Source organism: Duganella lactea (assembly GCF_009857505.1).
Taxonomy (GTDB): domain Bacteria; phylum Pseudomonadota; class Gammaproteobacteria; order Burkholderiales; family Burkholderiaceae_D; genus Rugamonas; species Rugamonas lactea.
The window spans coordinates 14952-31538 of the sequence record NZ_WWCP01000002.1 but is presented as its reverse complement, the minus strand read 5'-3'; the positions used below and the strand labels follow the sequence as shown (position 1 = coordinate 31538).

At 61.6% G+C, this 16587-nt stretch carries 15 protein-coding genes and 1 pseudogene; 9 read left to right on the top strand and 7 right to left on the bottom strand.

The genetic code is table 11. From position 1 onward, the window contains the following. Window positions 1-62: 62 nt before the first annotated feature. From GTP44_RS02795 to GTP44_RS02780, 4 genes are all read right to left on the bottom strand, one after another. The gene (locus GTP44_RS02795; RefSeq protein WP_161018235.1) at window positions 63-1052 is read right to left on the bottom strand and encodes a FecR domain-containing protein; all 990 of its coding nucleotides are present in this window, start codon (window positions 1050-1052) and stop codon (window positions 63-65) included. Continuing rightward, a complete protein-coding gene (locus tag GTP44_RS02790) occupies window positions 1049-1579 on the bottom strand; it encodes a sigma-70 family RNA polymerase sigma factor (RefSeq protein WP_160990446.1) in 531 nt (176 codons plus the stop codon). Before GTP44_RS02790 ends, GTP44_RS02795 begins: the two co-directional genes overlap by 4 nt. Window positions 1580-1687: 108 nt before the next feature. Then, window positions 1688-2980, bottom strand: coding sequence for an ATP-binding protein (locus tag GTP44_RS02785; RefSeq protein WP_161018234.1), 1293 nt, complete (start codon window positions 2978-2980; stop codon window positions 1688-1690). Then, window positions 2977-3654, bottom strand: coding sequence for a response regulator (locus GTP44_RS02780; protein ID WP_161018233.1), 678 nt, complete (start codon window positions 3652-3654; stop codon window positions 2977-2979). Before GTP44_RS02780 ends, GTP44_RS02785 begins: the two co-directional genes overlap by 4 nt. Window positions 3655-3847: 193 nt before the next feature. On the opposite strand from GTP44_RS02780, the gene GTP44_RS02775 reads away from it, so the two are divergent. From GTP44_RS02775 to GTP44_RS02735, 9 genes and pseudogenes are all read left to right on the top strand, one after another. Next, a complete protein-coding gene (locus GTP44_RS02775) occupies window positions 3848-4426 on the top strand; it encodes a porin family protein (protein ID WP_161018232.1) in 579 nt (192 codons plus the stop codon). 7 nt (window positions 4427-4433) lie between these two features. Then, window positions 4434-5192 carry a MipA/OmpV family protein gene (locus GTP44_RS02770; protein ID WP_161018231.1) on the top strand — a complete coding sequence of 253 codons (759 nt, stop codon included), beginning with the start codon at window positions 4434-4436 and terminating at the stop codon, window positions 5190-5192. Between the two features lie 2 nt (window positions 5193-5194). Then, complete coding sequence (locus GTP44_RS02765) at window positions 5195-5875, top strand: hypothetical protein (RefSeq protein WP_161018230.1); 681 nt, start codon at window positions 5195-5197, stop codon at window positions 5873-5875. 312 nt (window positions 5876-6187) lie between these two features. Continuing rightward, window positions 6188-7660, top strand: a complete 1473-nt coding sequence (locus GTP44_RS02760) for a sensor histidine kinase (protein WP_161018229.1) — start codon at window positions 6188-6190, stop codon at window positions 7658-7660. A gap of 16 nt (window positions 7661-7676) precedes the next feature. Then, window positions 7677-8102 (top strand): response regulator, encoded by a 426-nt coding sequence (locus GTP44_RS02755; RefSeq protein WP_160990448.1) that lies wholly within the window; start codon window positions 7677-7679, stop codon window positions 8100-8102. Next, complete coding sequence (locus tag GTP44_RS02750; RefSeq protein ID WP_161018228.1) at window positions 8099-9286, top strand: hybrid sensor histidine kinase/response regulator; 1188 nt, start codon at window positions 8099-8101, stop codon at window positions 9284-9286. The genes GTP44_RS02755 and GTP44_RS02750 overlap by 4 nt, the downstream gene beginning before the upstream one ends. Beyond that, window positions 9283-9681: a response regulator gene (locus tag GTP44_RS02745; protein ID WP_161018227.1), complete on the top strand. Its 399-nt coding sequence runs from the start codon at window positions 9283-9285 to the stop codon at window positions 9679-9681. Before GTP44_RS02750 ends, GTP44_RS02745 begins: the two co-directional genes overlap by 4 nt. A 314-nt stretch (window positions 9682-9995) precedes the next feature. Further along, a pseudogene (locus GTP44_RS28160) lies at window positions 9996-10046 on the top strand (hypothetical protein); the annotation flags it as partial. Between the two features lie 25 nt (window positions 10047-10071). After that, the gene (locus tag GTP44_RS02735) at window positions 10072-10560 is read left to right on the top strand and encodes a carbonic anhydrase family protein (RefSeq protein ID WP_161018226.1); all 489 of its coding nucleotides are present in this window, start codon (window positions 10072-10074) and stop codon (window positions 10558-10560) included. Here the strand turns inward: GTP44_RS02735 and GTP44_RS02730 are convergent. Genes GTP44_RS02730 through GTP44_RS02720 form a run of 3 tightly spaced genes read right to left on the bottom strand, consistent with a single transcriptional unit; the run spans window position 10550 to window position 16571 of the window. Continuing rightward, complete coding sequence (locus GTP44_RS02730; protein ID WP_161018225.1) at window positions 10550-13684, bottom strand: efflux RND transporter permease subunit; 3135 nt, start codon at window positions 13682-13684, stop codon at window positions 10550-10552. The two genes, GTP44_RS02735 and GTP44_RS02730, sit on opposite strands and share 11 nt — an antisense overlap. Continuing rightward, complete coding sequence (locus GTP44_RS02725) at window positions 13681-15243, bottom strand: efflux RND transporter periplasmic adaptor subunit (protein WP_161018224.1); 1563 nt, start codon at window positions 15241-15243, stop codon at window positions 13681-13683. The genes GTP44_RS02730 and GTP44_RS02725 overlap by 4 nt, the downstream gene beginning before the upstream one ends. Next, on the bottom strand, window positions 15240-16571 hold the full coding sequence (locus GTP44_RS02720; RefSeq protein ID WP_229256747.1) for a TolC family protein: 1332 nt from the start codon (window positions 16569-16571) through the stop codon (window positions 15240-15242). The genes GTP44_RS02725 and GTP44_RS02720 overlap by 4 nt, the downstream gene beginning before the upstream one ends. Window positions 16572-16587: the final 16 nt, after the last annotated feature.

Sequence of the window (16587 nt, the reverse complement as noted above, 5' to 3'; positions counted from 1 at the left end):
GAAAAAGCTGTCTTCACTCTGCTTTCCGTGCAACGCGCGAAAAAGGGAACCGGAAGGTGCGATTATTTTTGCCACGGCTTGACCGTCACCCACCACGGCATCACCGCATGTGCCCGCACCGGCAGCGCCGCCTCCAGCATGGCCAGCGCCTGATCGGTGTCGCGCAGCGGGAAGCCGCCAACGACCCGCAGATCGGCCACCGCCGGATCGCAGCCCAGATGGCCATGGCGGTAGCGCGACAATTCGGCCAGAAACTGCGCCAGTGGCAAATCCTGGGCGATCAGCATGCCATGCGTCCATGCCTGTCGCGCGGGCGGTAACCGGTCGGCCGGCGAAATGGCGTGACGCGAAAAGCGCACTTCCTGGCCGGCCTCGATGATGTGCGGCGACGACGCGCCCAATGGCATTACCTCGACGCGCCCTTCGCTGACGCCCAGCCGCGTGTGATCATCAAACTGACGCACCTCAAAACGCGTGCCCAGCGCGCGCATGCTGCCTTGCCGGCTGTGAACCACGAAAGGGCGGGACGGCTGCTGCGCGTCCGTATGGGTTTCGATCAGAATTTCACCATGATGCAGGACCAACTGACGCTGTTTGGCGTCGTAACGGTCGTCCACGGCGGTGTGGGTGTTGAGCCAGAGTTGCGTGCCGTCGGCCAGCCGCAGACGGTTGCTCTCGCCAACGCCGGTGCGATGCGTCGCCATCAGCCCGGCGATGGTTGCGCGCAACTCGTCCTGACGCGACAGTTGCCAGCCAAGCCCGCCGGTGATCGCCGCCAAGGTCAGCGTCTTGAGCATCTTGCGGCGCTGGCGCAGTTGATTGGCCGCGACCAGGGCCGAACTGGCGGCCTCCGGCGCATCTTTAGCGAAAGAAACGCCCTGACCGATGCTCTCCACCCGCGCCCACGCCTGACGGTTGGCGTCATCCGCCGCCAGCCATGCTGCCCAGCGACGGCGTTCCTCGTCCGCCACTTTGCCGGACCGTAACACGGCGTACCATTCGGCGGCCTGCTCCAGCGTGGCGAAGGGGATGGCGTCGTGGGCGGCGTTCATGGCTGCGCCGCGCGGAACGAGGCGCCGGCCGACAGGCAATGCAACATGGCCTGGGCCATGTACTTCTTGACCATCCGCTCCGAGACCTGGAGCCGCGCGCCGATCTCGGCGTAGGTCAGATCGTGCAAGTGCGCCAGCAGAAAGGCAGCGCGCGGCTTTTCCGCCAGATTGGCGAGGATGCGGTCGACCTCCATCAGCGTTTCCACAATGATGGCCTGGTATTCGGCCGATGGATGCGTGGCGCCGGGCAGCTCCATCATGGCGGCCAGCCAGACACCTTCAATTTCCGCGCGCCGCCAATGATCGACCATCAGGCCCTTGGCAATGGTGGTCAGATAGGCGCGCGGATTTTGCTTTTCGTCCAGCTGTCGGGGACGAAGCAGCAGACGCAGAAATGTATCCTGCGTCAAGTCTTCAGCGGTGAAGACGCAGCCCAGCTTCTTGCGCAGCCACGCTTGCAGCCAGCCGTGATGATCCGCATACAGCGTATGCAGCTGTGGTTGCGTAATGATATCGGAGGCCGGCATGCAAGATCACCTTGAATACATGAGAATAATTCTCATTATTATATGTTCAGTGCAAACTGTCGCACAAGAGCCTATTTGTCGTAACGCGTTATGATAAATATGAAGGAGCTAGATTGAAACGGTGAACCGTGCGCCGCCCAGCGGTGATGCATCAATAAGAATGTCGCCGCCATGCAAGCGGATGGCGCGCGCGGCGATGGCCAGACCCAGGCCGTAACCTCCTGCCGCATGATCGGCTTGGCGCGTCAGACGGTAGAAAGGCTCAAACACCTGCGCCCGCGCGTCCGCGGGAATGCCGGGACCATCGTCTTCAACGACGATGTGCAGTTGCTCGCCGCGCGTGGCGGTCAGCGTGATGCGGGATTGCGCGTACTTGGCGGCGTTGCCCAGCAGGTTGTTGATGGCACGCGCCAGCAAACGTGCATCGCCATGCAGCTCGCCCAGGTCGTCGGCGATACTGGCGTTGAATTCGTGCGCGCCTTGCGGCGGCGTGCAGGCGCGCAGCAGTGGCGTTGGCGCAAACGCTTGCCGCGGCATCGCCTCGGCGTGATCGAGTTGATTGAGGCTTAACAGCTCCTCGACCAGCGCTTTCAGTTCCTCGACATCGGCGAGCATGGCTTGCAGCCGGCGCTGCAACGCTTCATCGTCGCCAGCGTGACGCTCGCGCAGCAGCTCCATGCCGAACTCCAGCCGCGCGATCGGTGTGCGCAGTTCGTGCGACACAGCGTGCAGCAAATGCTTGCGCGCTTCCAGCAGGGCGGCGATACGGTCCGCCATCTCGTTGATGCGGCCGGCCAGCGGCGCGATGCTGGCGCTGCGCGCCACGTCGGCGCGGGCGGACAGATTGCCGTGTCCGAAATCATCGGCCATCTTCGACAGCGCTTGCAGGCCGCGCCAGTGTCTGCGCGACCACCAGCCGATCGGCACCAGCAGGAAGAGCGCGATGACCGCGAAGCGGATCGCCTCCATGCCGAGCGCTTCGCCGATGTCGATGGGCAGATGCCCGGCGTGAATCACGTCTTCATCGCTGCCGATATAGCGCGTACCCGTGGTGTCGACGCGGCGGTAATAAGCTTTGCCGGCGACGTCGATCACCAACTCGCCGCGCAGTAGCGCCTCATGCTGGCGCGAGGGCAGGGAGGACAGCGTGGCGCGCAACGGCTGGAGTTCCAGCGTGACCTCGGACACTTCACGTACCTTGTTCAGGCGTGGCAGCCATTCGTCTGCCGGCGCTTGGTCGATGTACTGCTCCAGCAGGAAGATCTGGCCGGCGGCCTGGCGGCGCGCGATCTGCTCCAACGGATCGCCGAACAGCAGACGGAATGTCAGGTAAATGACGGCGCTGGCCAGCGTCATCGCCAGCAGCACCAGCAGCGCGAAGCGCCGGAACAGGCGATTCATTCCCAGGCCGAAGGGCTGAACAGATAACCTTCGCCCCAGACGGTTTTGATGCGATCGGCGCCTTGATCGCCGAACTTGCGGCGCAGGCGCGAGACGCAGTTGTCGATGCTGCGGTCCAGCCCATCGAACTCGATGCCGCGCATCTTGACCAGGATATCGTTACGCGACATGACTTTGCCGGCGGCGTCGGCAAGGATCAGGAACAGCTTGAATTCCGCGCTGTTCATCGACACTTCCTGCGCGCGCCATTGGACGGTGCGGTTCTCGCGCGAGATGCGCAGCTGGCCGATGACGATATCGCTGCTGCCCATGCTGGCGCCGCGCCGCTGCAAGGCGCGCAGGCGTGCCAGCAGCACGCGCGGCTGCACCGGCTTGTTGACGTAATCGTCGGCGCCCTGTTCAAGGCCGGACACCTCGTCGAAACTGTCTTCGCGCGCGGTGAGAATCAGGATAGGAACAGCGCTCAACTGGCGTAACTGGCGACACACCACCAGGCCATCGATGCCGGGCAGCGTCAGATCGAGGATGACCAGGTCGGGCTGCGTGTCGCGGAAGCGTTCCAGCGCAAGGTCGCCACGGCAGACCATATCGACCTGATAGTCGTAGCCGTCGAGGTATTCCTTCACCAGCGCGGCCAACCGCGCATCGTCTTCCACCAGCATTACACGCTGCATCGCATCTCCTGTTTGGAGCACCATTGTAGTGGAGGACGCGCAGAAAGTGGCATGTTCGACAATCCAGTACAACTGCGTACACTTTTTATACAAATGCGCCTTACAAATTGAGGACAATTCTGCGACAGATCGCGGCGGATTACGGTCGGCAAGCTCCCTACCATGGAGGCTCTTACTTCAACCGGAATCTGACATGAAAAAATTTTTGTGCCCCACCCTGATCGTCGTTGCCGCAAGCTCGCTGGCGCATGCTGAAGATTTTTATCTGGGCGCGAACATCAACCAGGGCAGCAAAGGCCATCTTAAATATGGCGATGGCGTCACCTCCGTGGAGCGCAGCGCCAATCAGCGCATGCTCTCCGCCGGCGTATTCGTGGGCTACGTGTTGTCGCCATCGTGGGCGCTGGAAGGCGGTTATCGCGACCAGAGCGGCAATAGCGTGTTCGATCTGAAACCGGGCTATCAGATCAAGACCCGCACCAGCATGGGCTATCTGGCGGTGCGCACCACCTGGCGGTTGGACGACAACTGGTCGTTGTACGGCAAGCTGGGGGTGGGGCAAGGGCGCTTCAAGGCGTCATTGGGCAACACGTCGCAATCGGCGGGGGATACGGTGCACAAGACCGGCGTGTATCTGGGCGTGGGCATCGCCTATATGGTTGGCAAGGATGTGGCGCTGCAACTGGAGCTGGAGCACACGGATCAATTGAAACAGCAAGGCCTGAAGGCGACGATGGACAAGTTATCGCTCGGCGTCAAGGTCGGTTTTTAAGGACAACATGAACCCGCTACTCCCTCTGATGCTGCTGCCGTTGTGCGGCGTAGTATATGCCGACGACCATACGCCAATGATGCCGGACGGTAGCCGCGATATGTATCTGGGGGCAGGGCTTGTGACCGGCAATGCGGCGCAAGCCGGCGAAGCGCGTCCGGTACTGCTGCGGCCATTGTTACAGGTTGAATGGAGTAACGGCATCTTCGTTTCGTCCGGTGGTGTCGCCGGGCTGCATCTGTCACAAACGGCCGGCGTGGAATATGGGCCGTTGCTGATGTCGACCAACTCACGCGATCCGAACGACAGTCGTCGCCTGCGTGGCTCACCCCCCATCAGCGGCTCGCCCGACGCCGGCGGCTTCTTTAACTATTACCTCGGTGACGATGCGCGGCTGCGCACCAGCATGGTCTACGACACCAGCGCGCACGGCTTCCGTGGCGAGGCGGGCGTGCAGCAAAGCTGGACCGGACTTGCGCCGCACCACGCCTTGTCATTGTTCGCCAGCGTGGCGCTGGCCAGCGATTCCGTCATGCGCGAGCGCTATGAAGTGCGCCGCGACCGGGGGGGCGTGCGCGATTATCGTCCGGATGGCGGCATGGCGGCGCTGTCGGTTGGCGCCAACTGGAACTGGGCACTGAGCAGCAAATGGCTGCTCACCAGTGGCGTCACCGCGTCCCGCCTGGGCAGCCAGCCGGCGGACAGTCCTATCGTTGACCGGCGCACCTTTACCACCTGGTCAACCGGCCTGGCGTACCGGTTCTGACGATGCGCCCGGCGATCCTGCTCTGTTTCACCTTGCTGTCTTCCTTCGCCTGGGCGCAGGAGGACAGCGACTGGATCGCCTATCGCGATGCTTACCGTCAGATGATCTGGTTTGAAAAGTACGGCAAGCCCAAACAGTTTTTGCAAAACCACTATCGTCTTCGTCCGCGCGACAAGAACGTTACGCTGGACGGCGTGCGGCTAACGTTGACCACTAAAACCACGCAAACATCGCTGACGCTCGATGCGCTCGGCCGCGCCACCTTCCCGTTTTCCAGAGCGGCCTACGACGACAATGCGGAACTGGTGGTCAGCCGCAAAGCAGGGCAGTTCAGCGCCGGGCCCTGGGTGTCCATCGTCACGCGGCCTGATGGCATTTATTCCTCAGCTGATTTGCGCACCGCGTGTGATCAACTGCTGGCCTATCTGCGCTATGCCGGCGAAGACCAAGGCAAGAGCTGCGCCGGCGTCCAGTTTATTTATAGGCGCGGCGAAGCGGTGCAGGTACGGTTTCAAGCGGCCGATGGCGCGTTGATGGCTCTTGCACCCAAGGAGGGCCCGGCCTTCAGCGGCGACGCGGTGCAAAACTTCCGCGTGATCGGCTATCGCTTCGCTGCGTTGCCGGAGGTCGGGCAAGTGATCACCAGCGGCACGCCGCTGGCCATCACAGCGTTGCTGGAATAGCGAATGATCGACACCCTTCGCCGATGCGCACCACGCCAAAAAAAAAACAGGAGATCAAGGGCTATGCCAAAGAGTAGTACGGTGCTGTACGGCAGCGCTGGCACTTCGGACGGTTGAAACCGTTAGCCGTAGATTATCAATAAAGCCACAACCTTATCGGCCGAAGAGGGATACTGATTGCCGGCAGCCACGCTGATGTGGCAACATGGTCGGAGCGCGGCGCTTCGACTGCAACCTCTCTGTTCTGGTAACTCATGCCATACGAAGTAGACCATGAGTGTGTTTTCCACCTAAATTGATGGAGCGACATTCATGAGCAACTCCTTCGCGGCACCATTGTCGCCCGAGGTGCATGCGGTGGACAGCAATAGTGGCCTCTTCCGACATTTGGTTGAGTGTTCGCCGAGTGCGTTATTGTTACTTAATCAGCAGGGCGAGATACTGCTTATTAATGCCGCCGCGGAGGTCTTGTTTGGCTACCCGCGCCGCCAGTTACTCGGCGCTAAGGTGGAAATACTGATACCGGAACGGCTGCGCGCGGCGCATCCCGCGCTACGACAGGCTTTCCTGTCGAACCCCAGCGCCCGGCCGATGGGAGTGGGGCGGGAGTTGAATGGACGCCGTAGCGACGGCACGGAATTTCCCCTTGAAATCGGGCTCACCCCGATCGATGCCGCCGAAGGTCAGCTGGTGTTGGCGAGTGTCATTGACATTAGCAGGATACGCCAGGCTGAACAGCGCTTTCGCCACATCGTCGAATCGTCGCCCAATGCCATGCTGGTCATCGACCAACAGCGTAACATCACTTTTATCAACCGCAAGGCCGAAGAGGTGTTTGGCTATGACCGCCAAGATCTCATCGGTAAACCGCTTGAGATCCTGTTACCCGAGCGCTATCGAGCACAGCACCCAGCGATGGTCGCCGGTTTCCATCGCTCCCCATCGACGCGTCCGATGGGCGCCGAGCGGGCATTATTCGCGCGGCGCAGCGATGGCGTCGAAATACCGGTTGAAATTGGCTTGAATCCTATCGAGGGCCTGGACGGTGGCGCCACGTTGGCCTGCATCATCGACATCAGCGAACGTAAGCGCGTAGAAAACGATCTCCGGCGCAGCAATGCCGACTTAGAGCAATTCGCCTACGTCGCTTCGCACGATCTCCAGGAACCTTTGCGAATGGTGGCCAACTTCACGGAATTGCTCTCCCAGCGCTATCAAGGACAGTTGGATGCCAAGGCAGATAAGTATTTGCATTTTGCCAATGATGGCGCCAAGCGCATGCAACGCTTGGTCGCTGACTTACTACAATATTCGCGCGTGGGCAGCCAAGGCAAGCCCAAGGTGCGGACTGCGATGCAAAAAGTCGTCGAAGGCGTCCTGCACCTACTGGAGGCGCCACTGCAGCATTGCGACGCACGCGTCGATGTGGGGGTTCTGCCGTCACTGACGGTGGATGAAGGGCAGATGCGGCAGCTATTTCAGAACCTGATCGGTAACGCGATCAAATTTCGTTCAGAGACACCTTTGCATCTGCGTATCGAGGCCCAGCCGATCGATGAAACGAGTTGGCAGTTTTCAGTGAGCGACAACGGCATAGGCCTGGACACGGCGTTTGCAGACAAGGTCTTCCAGATGTTCCAGCGGCTGCACGAACTCGGACGCTATGAGGGCAGTGGCATCGGCCTGGCCATTGCCAAGCGTATTGTCGAGCGCCACGGCGGTCGTATCTGGGTCGACTCGGCGCTGGGCGCCGGCGCTACCTTCCATTTTACTTTGCGTGCCTGATCCGAAGGGGGAGGTAATGAGACGTCTATTTCGCGCCTTGTTGGTGGAAGACAATCCCGGTGATGTCGAGTTGACACGGGATACGCTAGAAGCGAGCAAGGTCCGCATCGACATCACGGTGGCGATCGATGGTCAGCAGGCATTGCAAATGCTCCGTCGCGAGCCACCGTATGCCGATTATGCGTTGCCCGATCTGATATTCCTCGACCTGAATCTTCCGAAGATCAGTGGCAGGGAGGTGTTAGCCGAGATCAAACAGCAGGCCGAGTTGCGTGCGATCCCGGTCGTTGTTCTGACGTCCTCGGACGCCGAGCTCGATATTGTGAAGAGCTATGATGTCGGCGCCAATTGCTATCTGACCAAACCGGTTGGCTTGGAAGCTTTCCAGTCGATAGTGCGTTCGGTGGAGAATTTTTGGTTCACCTTGGTGAAACTGCCATGAGCAATGAGCTTGATGCGCCGCTGAAGGTGCTGGTCGTAGAAGACAATCCCGCCGATGCCGCGCTGATTGAGGAAACGTTGACGTTCAGTGCAGGCAGTACCGTCGAGTTGGTCTACGCGACCAGTTTGGGACAGGCGCTGGGCCTGCTTAATCGTCTGGCGCTCGATGTCGTGCTGCTCGATTTAGGGCTTCCTGACGGCAAGGGCGTTGTTTGTGTTGAGCAGGTGCGCTTGCACCATCGTGACTTACCGATCGTGGTGCTCACAGGTAATGACGAACAGATGGCTATGGCATGCATTGCGGCCGGTGCCCAGGACTATCTCTGCAAGGACCGGGTGCTGTCCGATAACGTGCGGCGGGCAATCGACTACGCGATCGCCCGGCGCGACGCCGCCGTGCAGATGGCGCGTAGCGAGCAACTGCAGAGGGAAAATGCTCAGATGCAAGAAGTGAACCGCGCCAAGAGCCAGTTCATCGCCAGCATGTCGCATGAGTTGCGCACACCACTTAACGCGGTGATCGGGTTTGGCGAGATGCTGCGCACGGGCATAGTCATGCCCCATTCACGTGATTATCAAAAGTGCGTTGAGCACATCTGCACCAGCGGCAAGCACCTGTTGAACCTCATCAACGACATCCTCGACATGGCCAAGATCGAGTCCGGCAAGATGGAGTTCAGGTATGAACGTGCTAGCATTTCGGCGCTGGTCGCTGAGGTGGTAGACATTTGCGGAACGTTGATGCGGGAGAAATCGATCTCGGTCACCGTTGTGCGCGACGATACATTGGATGAATTCTATATCGATGTACTGCGCTTCAAGCAAATTCTGTACAACTTCCTGTCCAACGCGATCAAGTTCACGCCGGCCGGCGGCTACGCATCGATCCACACCCGCGTCGACGGTCCCGACCACATCAGGCTGGAGGTGCACGACAGCGGCGTCGGGATCGGTAGCGAGGAGTTGCCGCTGTTGTTCCAGGAATTCCGGCAGGTTGGCAATAACGCGCAGTCGTCATGCCAAGGCAGTGGCCTGGGGTTGTCATTGACTCGCAAACTCGTCGAAGCGCAAGGCGGCCACGTTGGCGTGAGTAGTTCGCCCGGCACGGGCAGTGTATTTTATGCCGTCTTGCCGAAGTGGGTACCGCCGACATTGGCGCACGGCGCAGGAAGTCGATCACCATGAACGGGGAAACTATCGTTGTGATCGACGACGCGCCCGCCAATCTGGATCTGCTGCTGGTATTACTCGGTAGTCTGGGTTATCGCGTGATTGGGGCGCCCAACGGCATTTTGGGCTTGCAGGAGGTCGAGCGGCACCGTCCGGCCCTGCTGCTGGTCGACGTGGAACTCCCCGATATTGATGGGTACACGATACTACGAAAGTTGCGTGCGAATGCCGAATTCCATTCAATGCCGATTATCGCGGTCACCGCATTTGCAATGCCGGGGGATGTGGCGCGCGGCGCTGCTGCCGGCTTTGACGATTATTTGACCAAACCGATCAACATTGAAGCGCTGCCAAAGCGGCTTGAGAGGGCGCTTACAGCGCGGCGCCTTTTGGGCCTGTCGAATCGATGAGCCAACGCTTTCGCAGCGCGATGTCCTATCCCACGTGTAGGTGCGCTCTACCGTCTCTGCCGTCTCTATTAAGCGACATCCAAGACCCCAGATCGTTCAGCATCACATAATTTTGAAACTGAATTCACGTTTTTTGTTATAGTGAATTGCCGCACGGAAATATCATATTTGATGAATTTGGTATTTAACGCGCATATTGATCATATCAGCGCGCCTGCCAGGCAAACACTGCGGCGTTTGGCCATGGGGCGGATCTCGATAAAGCCAACGCGGCCTGCCGGCTGAGTCAGGAACAATCGCCGATTAACATCGACGTGCGTGCGGCAAAGAAGGCGCCACTAGCTGCGCTGGAATTTAGCTACGCCGCCGGGACTGCTGAGGTGATCAACAATGGCCACACGGTGCAAGTCAATCCTGCGGCCGGGAACACGACTGAAAGTCGGCGAGGATGTCGGCCATTTGCTGCAGTTCCACTTCCACACCCCCAGCGAAGAATCGGTCAACGGCGTGCGTTACCCGCTGGTGGCGCACTTCGTTCACAAGGGCTTCGATGGCAAGCTGTCGGTCGTCGCGCTGCTGTTCAAGGAGGGACGCAGGAATCAAGCGTTGGCGCCAATGTTCACCGCGCTGCCCACCGAAGGCAAACTTCTCGCATTGGCGAATATGAATCCTGGGGAGTTATTGCCGGCCGATCACAGCTATTTTAAATTTATGGGCTCCTTGACGACACCGCCATGCAGCGATGGCGTCCGGTGGCAGGTACTGAAGCAAACCGCCGAGATTTCTAAGCAACAGCTGTCCGCGTTTCGCAAGCTTTATACAATGAATGCGCGCCCAATCCAGCCGCTCAACAGCCGGGTTGTCGAGGTTAGCGACTAGCGCGGATTGACCTGCGCCGTAACAGCAGGTAGAGCGCCGGCACGACGAACATCGACAGTAGCGGCGCGGTGATCATGCCGCCCACCATCGGCGCCGCGATACGCTGCATGAGCTCGGAGCCCGTTCCGGATCCGATCATGACCGGCAACAGGCCGGCGATGATCACGGCGACCGTCATGGCCTTCGGCCGCACACGCAACACGGCGCCTTCGCGTATGGCGTCAAGCAGGTCAGCTTCGCCGGCTGCGCCCTGCATCAGGCGCGCTTCCCAGGCCTGTTTCAGATACATCAGCATGATCACACCGAATTCGGCCGACACACCCGCTAAGGCGATGAATCCAACGCCGCTTGCGACCGACAGATTATGTCCCAGTGCCCAGAGCAGCCAGATGCCGCCCGCCAGCGCGAACGGCAGCGTCGCCATGATCAGCGACGCTTCGTCGATCCGCGTGAAGGTCAGATATAACAGCACGAAGATGATCACCAACGTCATGGGCACGACAACTTTGAGCTTGGCGGTCGCGCGCTCCAGGTATTCGAATTGCCCGGACCAGGACACCGAGTAGCCGGCCGGAAGCGCGACGTCCTTGGCGACAAGTTGCTGCATCTCACGCACTGCGGAGCTGAGATCCCGGCCCCGGATATCGACGTACACCCAGCCGGACAAGCGCGCATTTTCGCTCTTGATCATGGGCGGACCGTCATCAATCCGGATCGTGGCCACATCGCCAAGCCGAATCTGCGCGCCGCGCTCGGTCAACACCGGCAGCTCGCGCAGTTTCTCTACCGAGTCGCGCACCTCGCGCGGATAACGCACATTGATCGGAAAGCGTTGCAGGCCCTCGACCGTTGCGCCGATGTTGTCGCCACCGATGGCGCTCGACACGATACTTTGCACGTCGGCGATATTCAAGCCATAGCGCGCCGCTGCGTCGCGGTCGATATGAATCTCGACGTAGCGCCCGCCGTTGAGGCGTTCGGCCAGGGCCGACGACACGCCGGGTACACGCTTGACAACCCGCTCAATTGCCCCGGTGATGCGGTCGATTTGCTGCAGGCTCGTGCCGGCCACCTTGATGCCAACCGGGCTCTTAATCCCGGTGGCCAGCATGTCGATCCGGTTGCGGATCGGCGGCACCCAGATATTGGACAGCCCAGGCAGCTTGACGATGCGGTCCAGTTCTTGGACCAGCTGGTCGGTGGTCATGCCGGGCCGCCATTGTTCGCGCGGCTTGAGCTGGATTGTCGTCTCGAACATCTCTAACGGCGCTGGATCGGTAGCGGATTCAGCGCGGCCGGCCTTGCCGAACACGGTTTGGACCTCGGGCACCGTCTTGATCAGGCGGTCGGACTGCTGCAGCAGCTGCGCGACCTTGCCGGCGCCGATGCCCGGCAACGCCGAGGGCATGTACAGCAGGTCCCCCTCATCCAGCGGCGGCATGAACTCACCGCCCAGGCGCGACATCGGCCATAGCGTCGCCAGCGCGACCAGTGCCGCCGCCACCAGCGTGGTTTTGGGATGGCGAAGCACGATTTCCAGCAGCGGCCTATAAAGCGCGATCAGCCATCGGTTCAGCGGATTTTTCTGTTCGGCTGGTATGTTCCCCCTGATTAGGTAGCCCATTAACACGGGAATCAGCGTCACTGCCAAGCCGGCCGCCGCCGCCATCGCGTAGGTCTTGGTAAATACCAGCGGCGCGAACAGGCGTCCCTCCTGCGCCTCCAGCGTGAACACCGGGATGAAGGAGAGCACGATGATGAGCAGCGAAAAGAACAACGCCGGGCCGACTTCGGCCGCCGCGTCGCCAATCACCGTCCACCGGGCCTCCCCGGCCAGCTTCCGGCCAGGATAGGCGTGATGCCAAGCCTCGATATGCCGGTGGGCGTTCTCAATCATCACGACTGCCGCGTCGACCATGGCGCCGATGGCGATGGCGATGCCGCCCAATGACATGATGTTGGCATTCACCCCCTGGTAGGACAGCACGATGTAGGCGATCAGTATCCCCAATGGCAGCGATACGATTGCCACCAGCGCCGAGCGGAGATGGAACAGGAAGATCGCACAGACCACCGCGACGACGATGAATTCCTCGATCAGCTTGTGCTCCAGATGCTCGACCGCGCGTTTGATCAGGTTGGAACGGTCGTACACGGGGACGATTTCAACACCAGCGGGCAGGCCCGATTTCAACTTGTCCAGCTTGGCCTTGACGGCATTGATGGTGTCCAGCGCGTTCTTCCCGGAGCGCATGACAATCACGCCGCCGGCCACTTCACCTTCACCGTTCAGTTCGGCGATACCGCGTCGCATCTCCGGCCCCAATGCCACGCGAGCGACATCGCCCAGTCGCACCGACACGCCAGCATCCGTGGTCATCAGCGGAATCTGCCGGAAGTCGTCCAGCGACTGCAGGTAGCCGGACGCGCGAACCATGTATTCGGCTTCGCCCAGCTCCAGCACCGCGCCGCCGCTTTCCTGGTTGGCGCGTTGCACGGCCTCGATCACCTTGCCATGGGGGATGGAATAGGCGCGCAGCTTGTCGGGATCCAGCACGATCTGGTACTGACGTACCATCCCCCCCACGCTGGCCACCTCGGAGACATTCGGCACCGCCTTCAGCTCAAACTTCAGGAACCAGTCGTGCAAGGCGCGTAGCTGCGAAAGGTCAAGTCTGCCACTGCGATCGACCAGCGCGTACTCGTAGATCCAGCCGACGCCGGTTGCGTCCGGGCCGAGCGCCGTCTTAGCCTGCGCAGGCAGGCGCGCTTGCACCTGATTCAGGTATTCGAGCACACGTGACCTGGCCCAGTAGGGATCGGTGCCGTCGTCGAACAGGATATAGACGAAGGAGTCGCCGAAGAAGGAATAGCCGCGCACCGTCTTCGCACCGGGCACCGACAGCATGGTGGTGGTCAGCGGATAGGTCACTTGATTTTCGACGATCTGTGGCGCCTGGCCCGGATAGGTGGTGCGGATGATGACCTGCACGTCGGACAGGTCCGGGATCGCGTCGAGCGGCGTGCGCGCCAGCGACCAGACGCCCCACCCGGCGATCAACACCGAGGCCAGCAGGACCAGCAAGCGTTTGCTGATCGACCAGCGAATCAGTTTCGCGATCATTGTTGCGCTCCCGTCGGCGCCGCAGGCATCTTCATGTCGCCCATCGCCTTGTCGTTGGCGACGGGCGCGTGCCCGACTGGCGAAATCGTGACAATCTCGAAGGCGCCGTCCGATCGCGGCTTGAGGTCGAACGCCACGTGGTCGCCCACGCTGACGTTGCCGGGCATTCCTGTCGGCGGCATCTTGAATCCCATGGTCATCGCGCCCCACTGCAGCGTGGCGATCGGGCCATGTGAAATCGTCACCTCGTCCTTGCCGATATGCTCGACCCTGCCCTGGCCGTGATGGAGCGGCGCCTCCGGCGCCGATCCGGGGGACTGGGAATCGCCCATGCGGGTCGCTGTTCCCTTCAGACTGGCTTCGGAATCGAGTAGGAACTGGCCCGACAGGACAATTTTTTGCCCGGCGGTCAGGCCCTTGCGGATCTCGCTCTGGCCATTGCCTTCGCCACCAAGTTCGACGTCGACCGGCAGGAACTTTCCACCTTCCCGCGCCAGCAGGACCACGCTACGCGTGCCGGTCTGGATCACGGCCTCGGACGGGACTAGCAGCACATCGGCGCCGCGTGTGGCGGTGAAGGTAATCGTGGCGAACATGCCGGGCACCAGTTGTCCGCGAGGGTTCGCCAGTTCAATCCGGGCTTTCAACGTGCGTGTGGCGGCGTCCACCTCGGGCAACACCGCGCCGACCTTGCCCTTGAAGACGCCGCCCGGCAGGGCAGGCGAGCGCGCCTCGACAGCATCGCCCGGCCGGACTTTGGCCGCCAGGTTCTCGGGCACGTCCGCATTCACCCACACCGTGGAAAGACCGTTGATGCGGAACAGTTGCGCGCCCGATGTCACGGTCATGCCTTCGCGGGCGCCAAGCTCCGCGACCACGCCGCTGACGGGCGCGGAAATGGTGAGACGTCGATGCACCTTGCCGCTCGACTCGACCAGCCGAATCTGCCGGTCCGTCATACCGGCCAGACGCATGCGCTGGCGGGCGCCGTCGACCAGCGGTGCGGTGTCGCCACCTTGCAGACGGCGGGTCGCCAGGTATTCTTCCTGCGCTGCGATCCAGTCGGGTACATACAGCTCAGCCAGCGGCTGCCCCTGTCTGACCCGATCGAGTGGGGCGCGGACATACAGGCGTTCGATAAACCCGTTGCTGCGGGCCTGCACCAGCGCAACGTCGCGGTCGTTGTACGCGACGCTCCCGACCGCGACGATAGCGGATGGCAGTCTGCCGACAGTGACAACGGCAGTCCGAATGCCGAGGTTCTGCTGGACGCGCGGGCTGACGATGACGGCCCCGTCATCGCCACCGGTGGCGGCGTAGACCGGCACCAGCGGCATGTCCATAAAGGGCGACTTGCCGGGCTTGTCGAACTTTTGATCGGGGACCATAGGGTCGTGCCAGTACAGTGGCTTCTTGCCGGCGTCGCCGGCGACTGACGCAGCGGCGCCACTTTCCGGCACCGACTGCAGGCCTTGACGCACCCCGAAACGGTAGGCGCCGTATCCGCCTGCCGCGATCACCATAGCGCTGATCGCCGCGACAATATTCTGGTTCTTCATTTGGCTTCCTGATGGTTGATGGTGGCGGAGTGCTGTGCGGCTGCGCCCTCGGGAAAGAGGAAGTTCAGTTGTGCCCACAGGCGCGCTGTCTCCAGCGCGACTTCCAGCGACTGAAGGCGCAGTTCAAGCTCGCCGCGCCGCGCCGCCAGGACGTTGGCCAGCGTCGCTTGCCCCGCGCGATAGGCGGCCAGTACTACCTGGCTGTGTTCGGCGGCCAGCGGCAACGATTCGTGCGTGTAGCGGGCAATCCGCTCCTGGCCGCTCTGCCAGGCGATCAGCATGCTGTGTGTCTCGGCGATATGTTCGCGCAGCATCTCGTCACGCTCGGCCTTCGTCTGCTCGACCAGGGCAAGCTTGGCCGCCAGATCGCGGTCCTGTCGGTTTTTCCTATCCCACTGTAGCGGCACCGAAATACCGACCGACAGCATGTTCGAATACACAGATCCGCGCTGCTGGAACGCGACTTCGACACTCCAGTCGGTGTGCTGATTCGCCCTGGCCAAATTGGCGTCAGCTTGCGCGAGGTCCGCCTGCTGGTTCAGGACGGCCATCTGAGGGTGCAGGGCGAGATCGGTGTCGAGCGCGGCTGGGTCCAAGCGAATACGCTCGATATCCGGTGTGCCGGCCACCGGGGTATCTTCCCCAGTCCAGCGGGCGAGCATGGTGTGGGCGGCACGCTGGCGGCGCTGGACCTCGCTGGCGCGGTCATCGAGCGCGAGCAATGCAGATCGGGCCGCAAGGATATCGGCCGCGCTGCCGCGCCCACCCCGGTAGACTGCCTCGGCGGCCGCAATTTCCTGGCGCGACACGGTCACCTGGGCGGCGACTGCGCTGGCCATTTGCTCCGAGTAGAAGACCGTCAGCCAGGCGATGGCGGTGTCGCGCTCGATGGCGGCCAGCGCGACGTCCTTTTGCGCCCGGGCCTTATCTCCTTCGATCTGATAGCGGACGGAGCGCCAGTGCAGCTTGTCGGCACCGGTCAGCTCCTGCGACAGGCCCATCCGGCGCATGGTCATGAAGTCGTGGCCAAGGCTAAGACGATCGGAACCGCTGACGGGCAAATTGTCGATCCCCACCTTCAGCACCGGATCGGGGCGCTGGCCGGCGGCGACCGCCATTTCGTAGGCGGCAGTGATGGCTTGGTCTTGGGCGCCGAGTTGACGCGAGCGGGCGACCGCCCGCTGCTGGGCCTCGCCGAGTGTCAGCGGCTGCGGTGCCGTCAGTGCGCCATGCTCGGCGACGAGGAACGAAAGCATGAGCGCGGCCTTCGGTAGCAGCCGAAGACGGGAAACTCGCGCAGCGGCGTGCGCGGAAAACGGGACTGACATATTATCTCCAGAATGC

Coding starts and splice junctions, on each gene's coding strand:
- GTP44_RS02795 (WP_161018235.1), bottom strand. CDS start 1,052: ATGAACGCCGCCCACGACGCCATCCCCTTCGCCACGCTGGAGCAGGCC.
- GTP44_RS02790 (WP_160990446.1), bottom strand. CDS start 1,579: ATGCCGGCCTCCGATATCATTACGCAACCACAGCTGCATACGCTGTAT.
- GTP44_RS02785 (WP_161018234.1), bottom strand. CDS start 2,980: ATGAATCGCCTGTTCCGGCGCTTCGCGCTGCTGGTGCTGCTGGCGATG.
- GTP44_RS02780 (WP_161018233.1), bottom strand. CDS start 3,654: ATGCAGCGTGTAATGCTGGTGGAAGACGATGCGCGGTTGGCCGCGCTG.
- GTP44_RS02775 (WP_161018232.1), top strand. CDS start 3,848: ATGAAAAAATTTTTGTGCCCCACCCTGATCGTCGTTGCCGCAAGCTCG.
- GTP44_RS02770 (WP_161018231.1), top strand. CDS start 4,434: ATGAACCCGCTACTCCCTCTGATGCTGCTGCCGTTGTGCGGCGTAGTA.
- GTP44_RS02765 (WP_161018230.1), top strand. CDS start 5,195: ATGCGCCCGGCGATCCTGCTCTGTTTCACCTTGCTGTCTTCCTTCGCC.
- GTP44_RS02760 (WP_161018229.1), top strand. CDS start 6,188: ATGAGCAACTCCTTCGCGGCACCATTGTCGCCCGAGGTGCATGCGGTG.
- GTP44_RS02755 (WP_160990448.1), top strand. CDS start 7,677: ATGAGACGTCTATTTCGCGCCTTGTTGGTGGAAGACAATCCCGGTGAT.
- GTP44_RS02750 (WP_161018228.1), top strand. CDS start 8,099: ATGAGCAATGAGCTTGATGCGCCGCTGAAGGTGCTGGTCGTAGAAGAC.
- GTP44_RS02745 (WP_161018227.1), top strand. CDS start 9,283: ATGAACGGGGAAACTATCGTTGTGATCGACGACGCGCCCGCCAATCTG.
- GTP44_RS02735 (WP_161018226.1), top strand. CDS start 10,072: ATGGCCACACGGTGCAAGTCAATCCTGCGGCCGGGAACACGACTGAAA.
- GTP44_RS02730 (WP_161018225.1), bottom strand. CDS start 13,684: ATGATCGCGAAACTGATTCGCTGGTCGATCAGCAAACGCTTGCTGGTC.
- GTP44_RS02725 (WP_161018224.1), bottom strand. CDS start 15,243: ATGAAGAACCAGAATATTGTCGCGGCGATCAGCGCTATGGTGATCGCG.
- GTP44_RS02720 (WP_229256747.1), bottom strand. CDS start 16,571: ATGTCAGTCCCGTTTTCCGCGCACGCCGCTGCGCGAGTTTCCCGTCTT.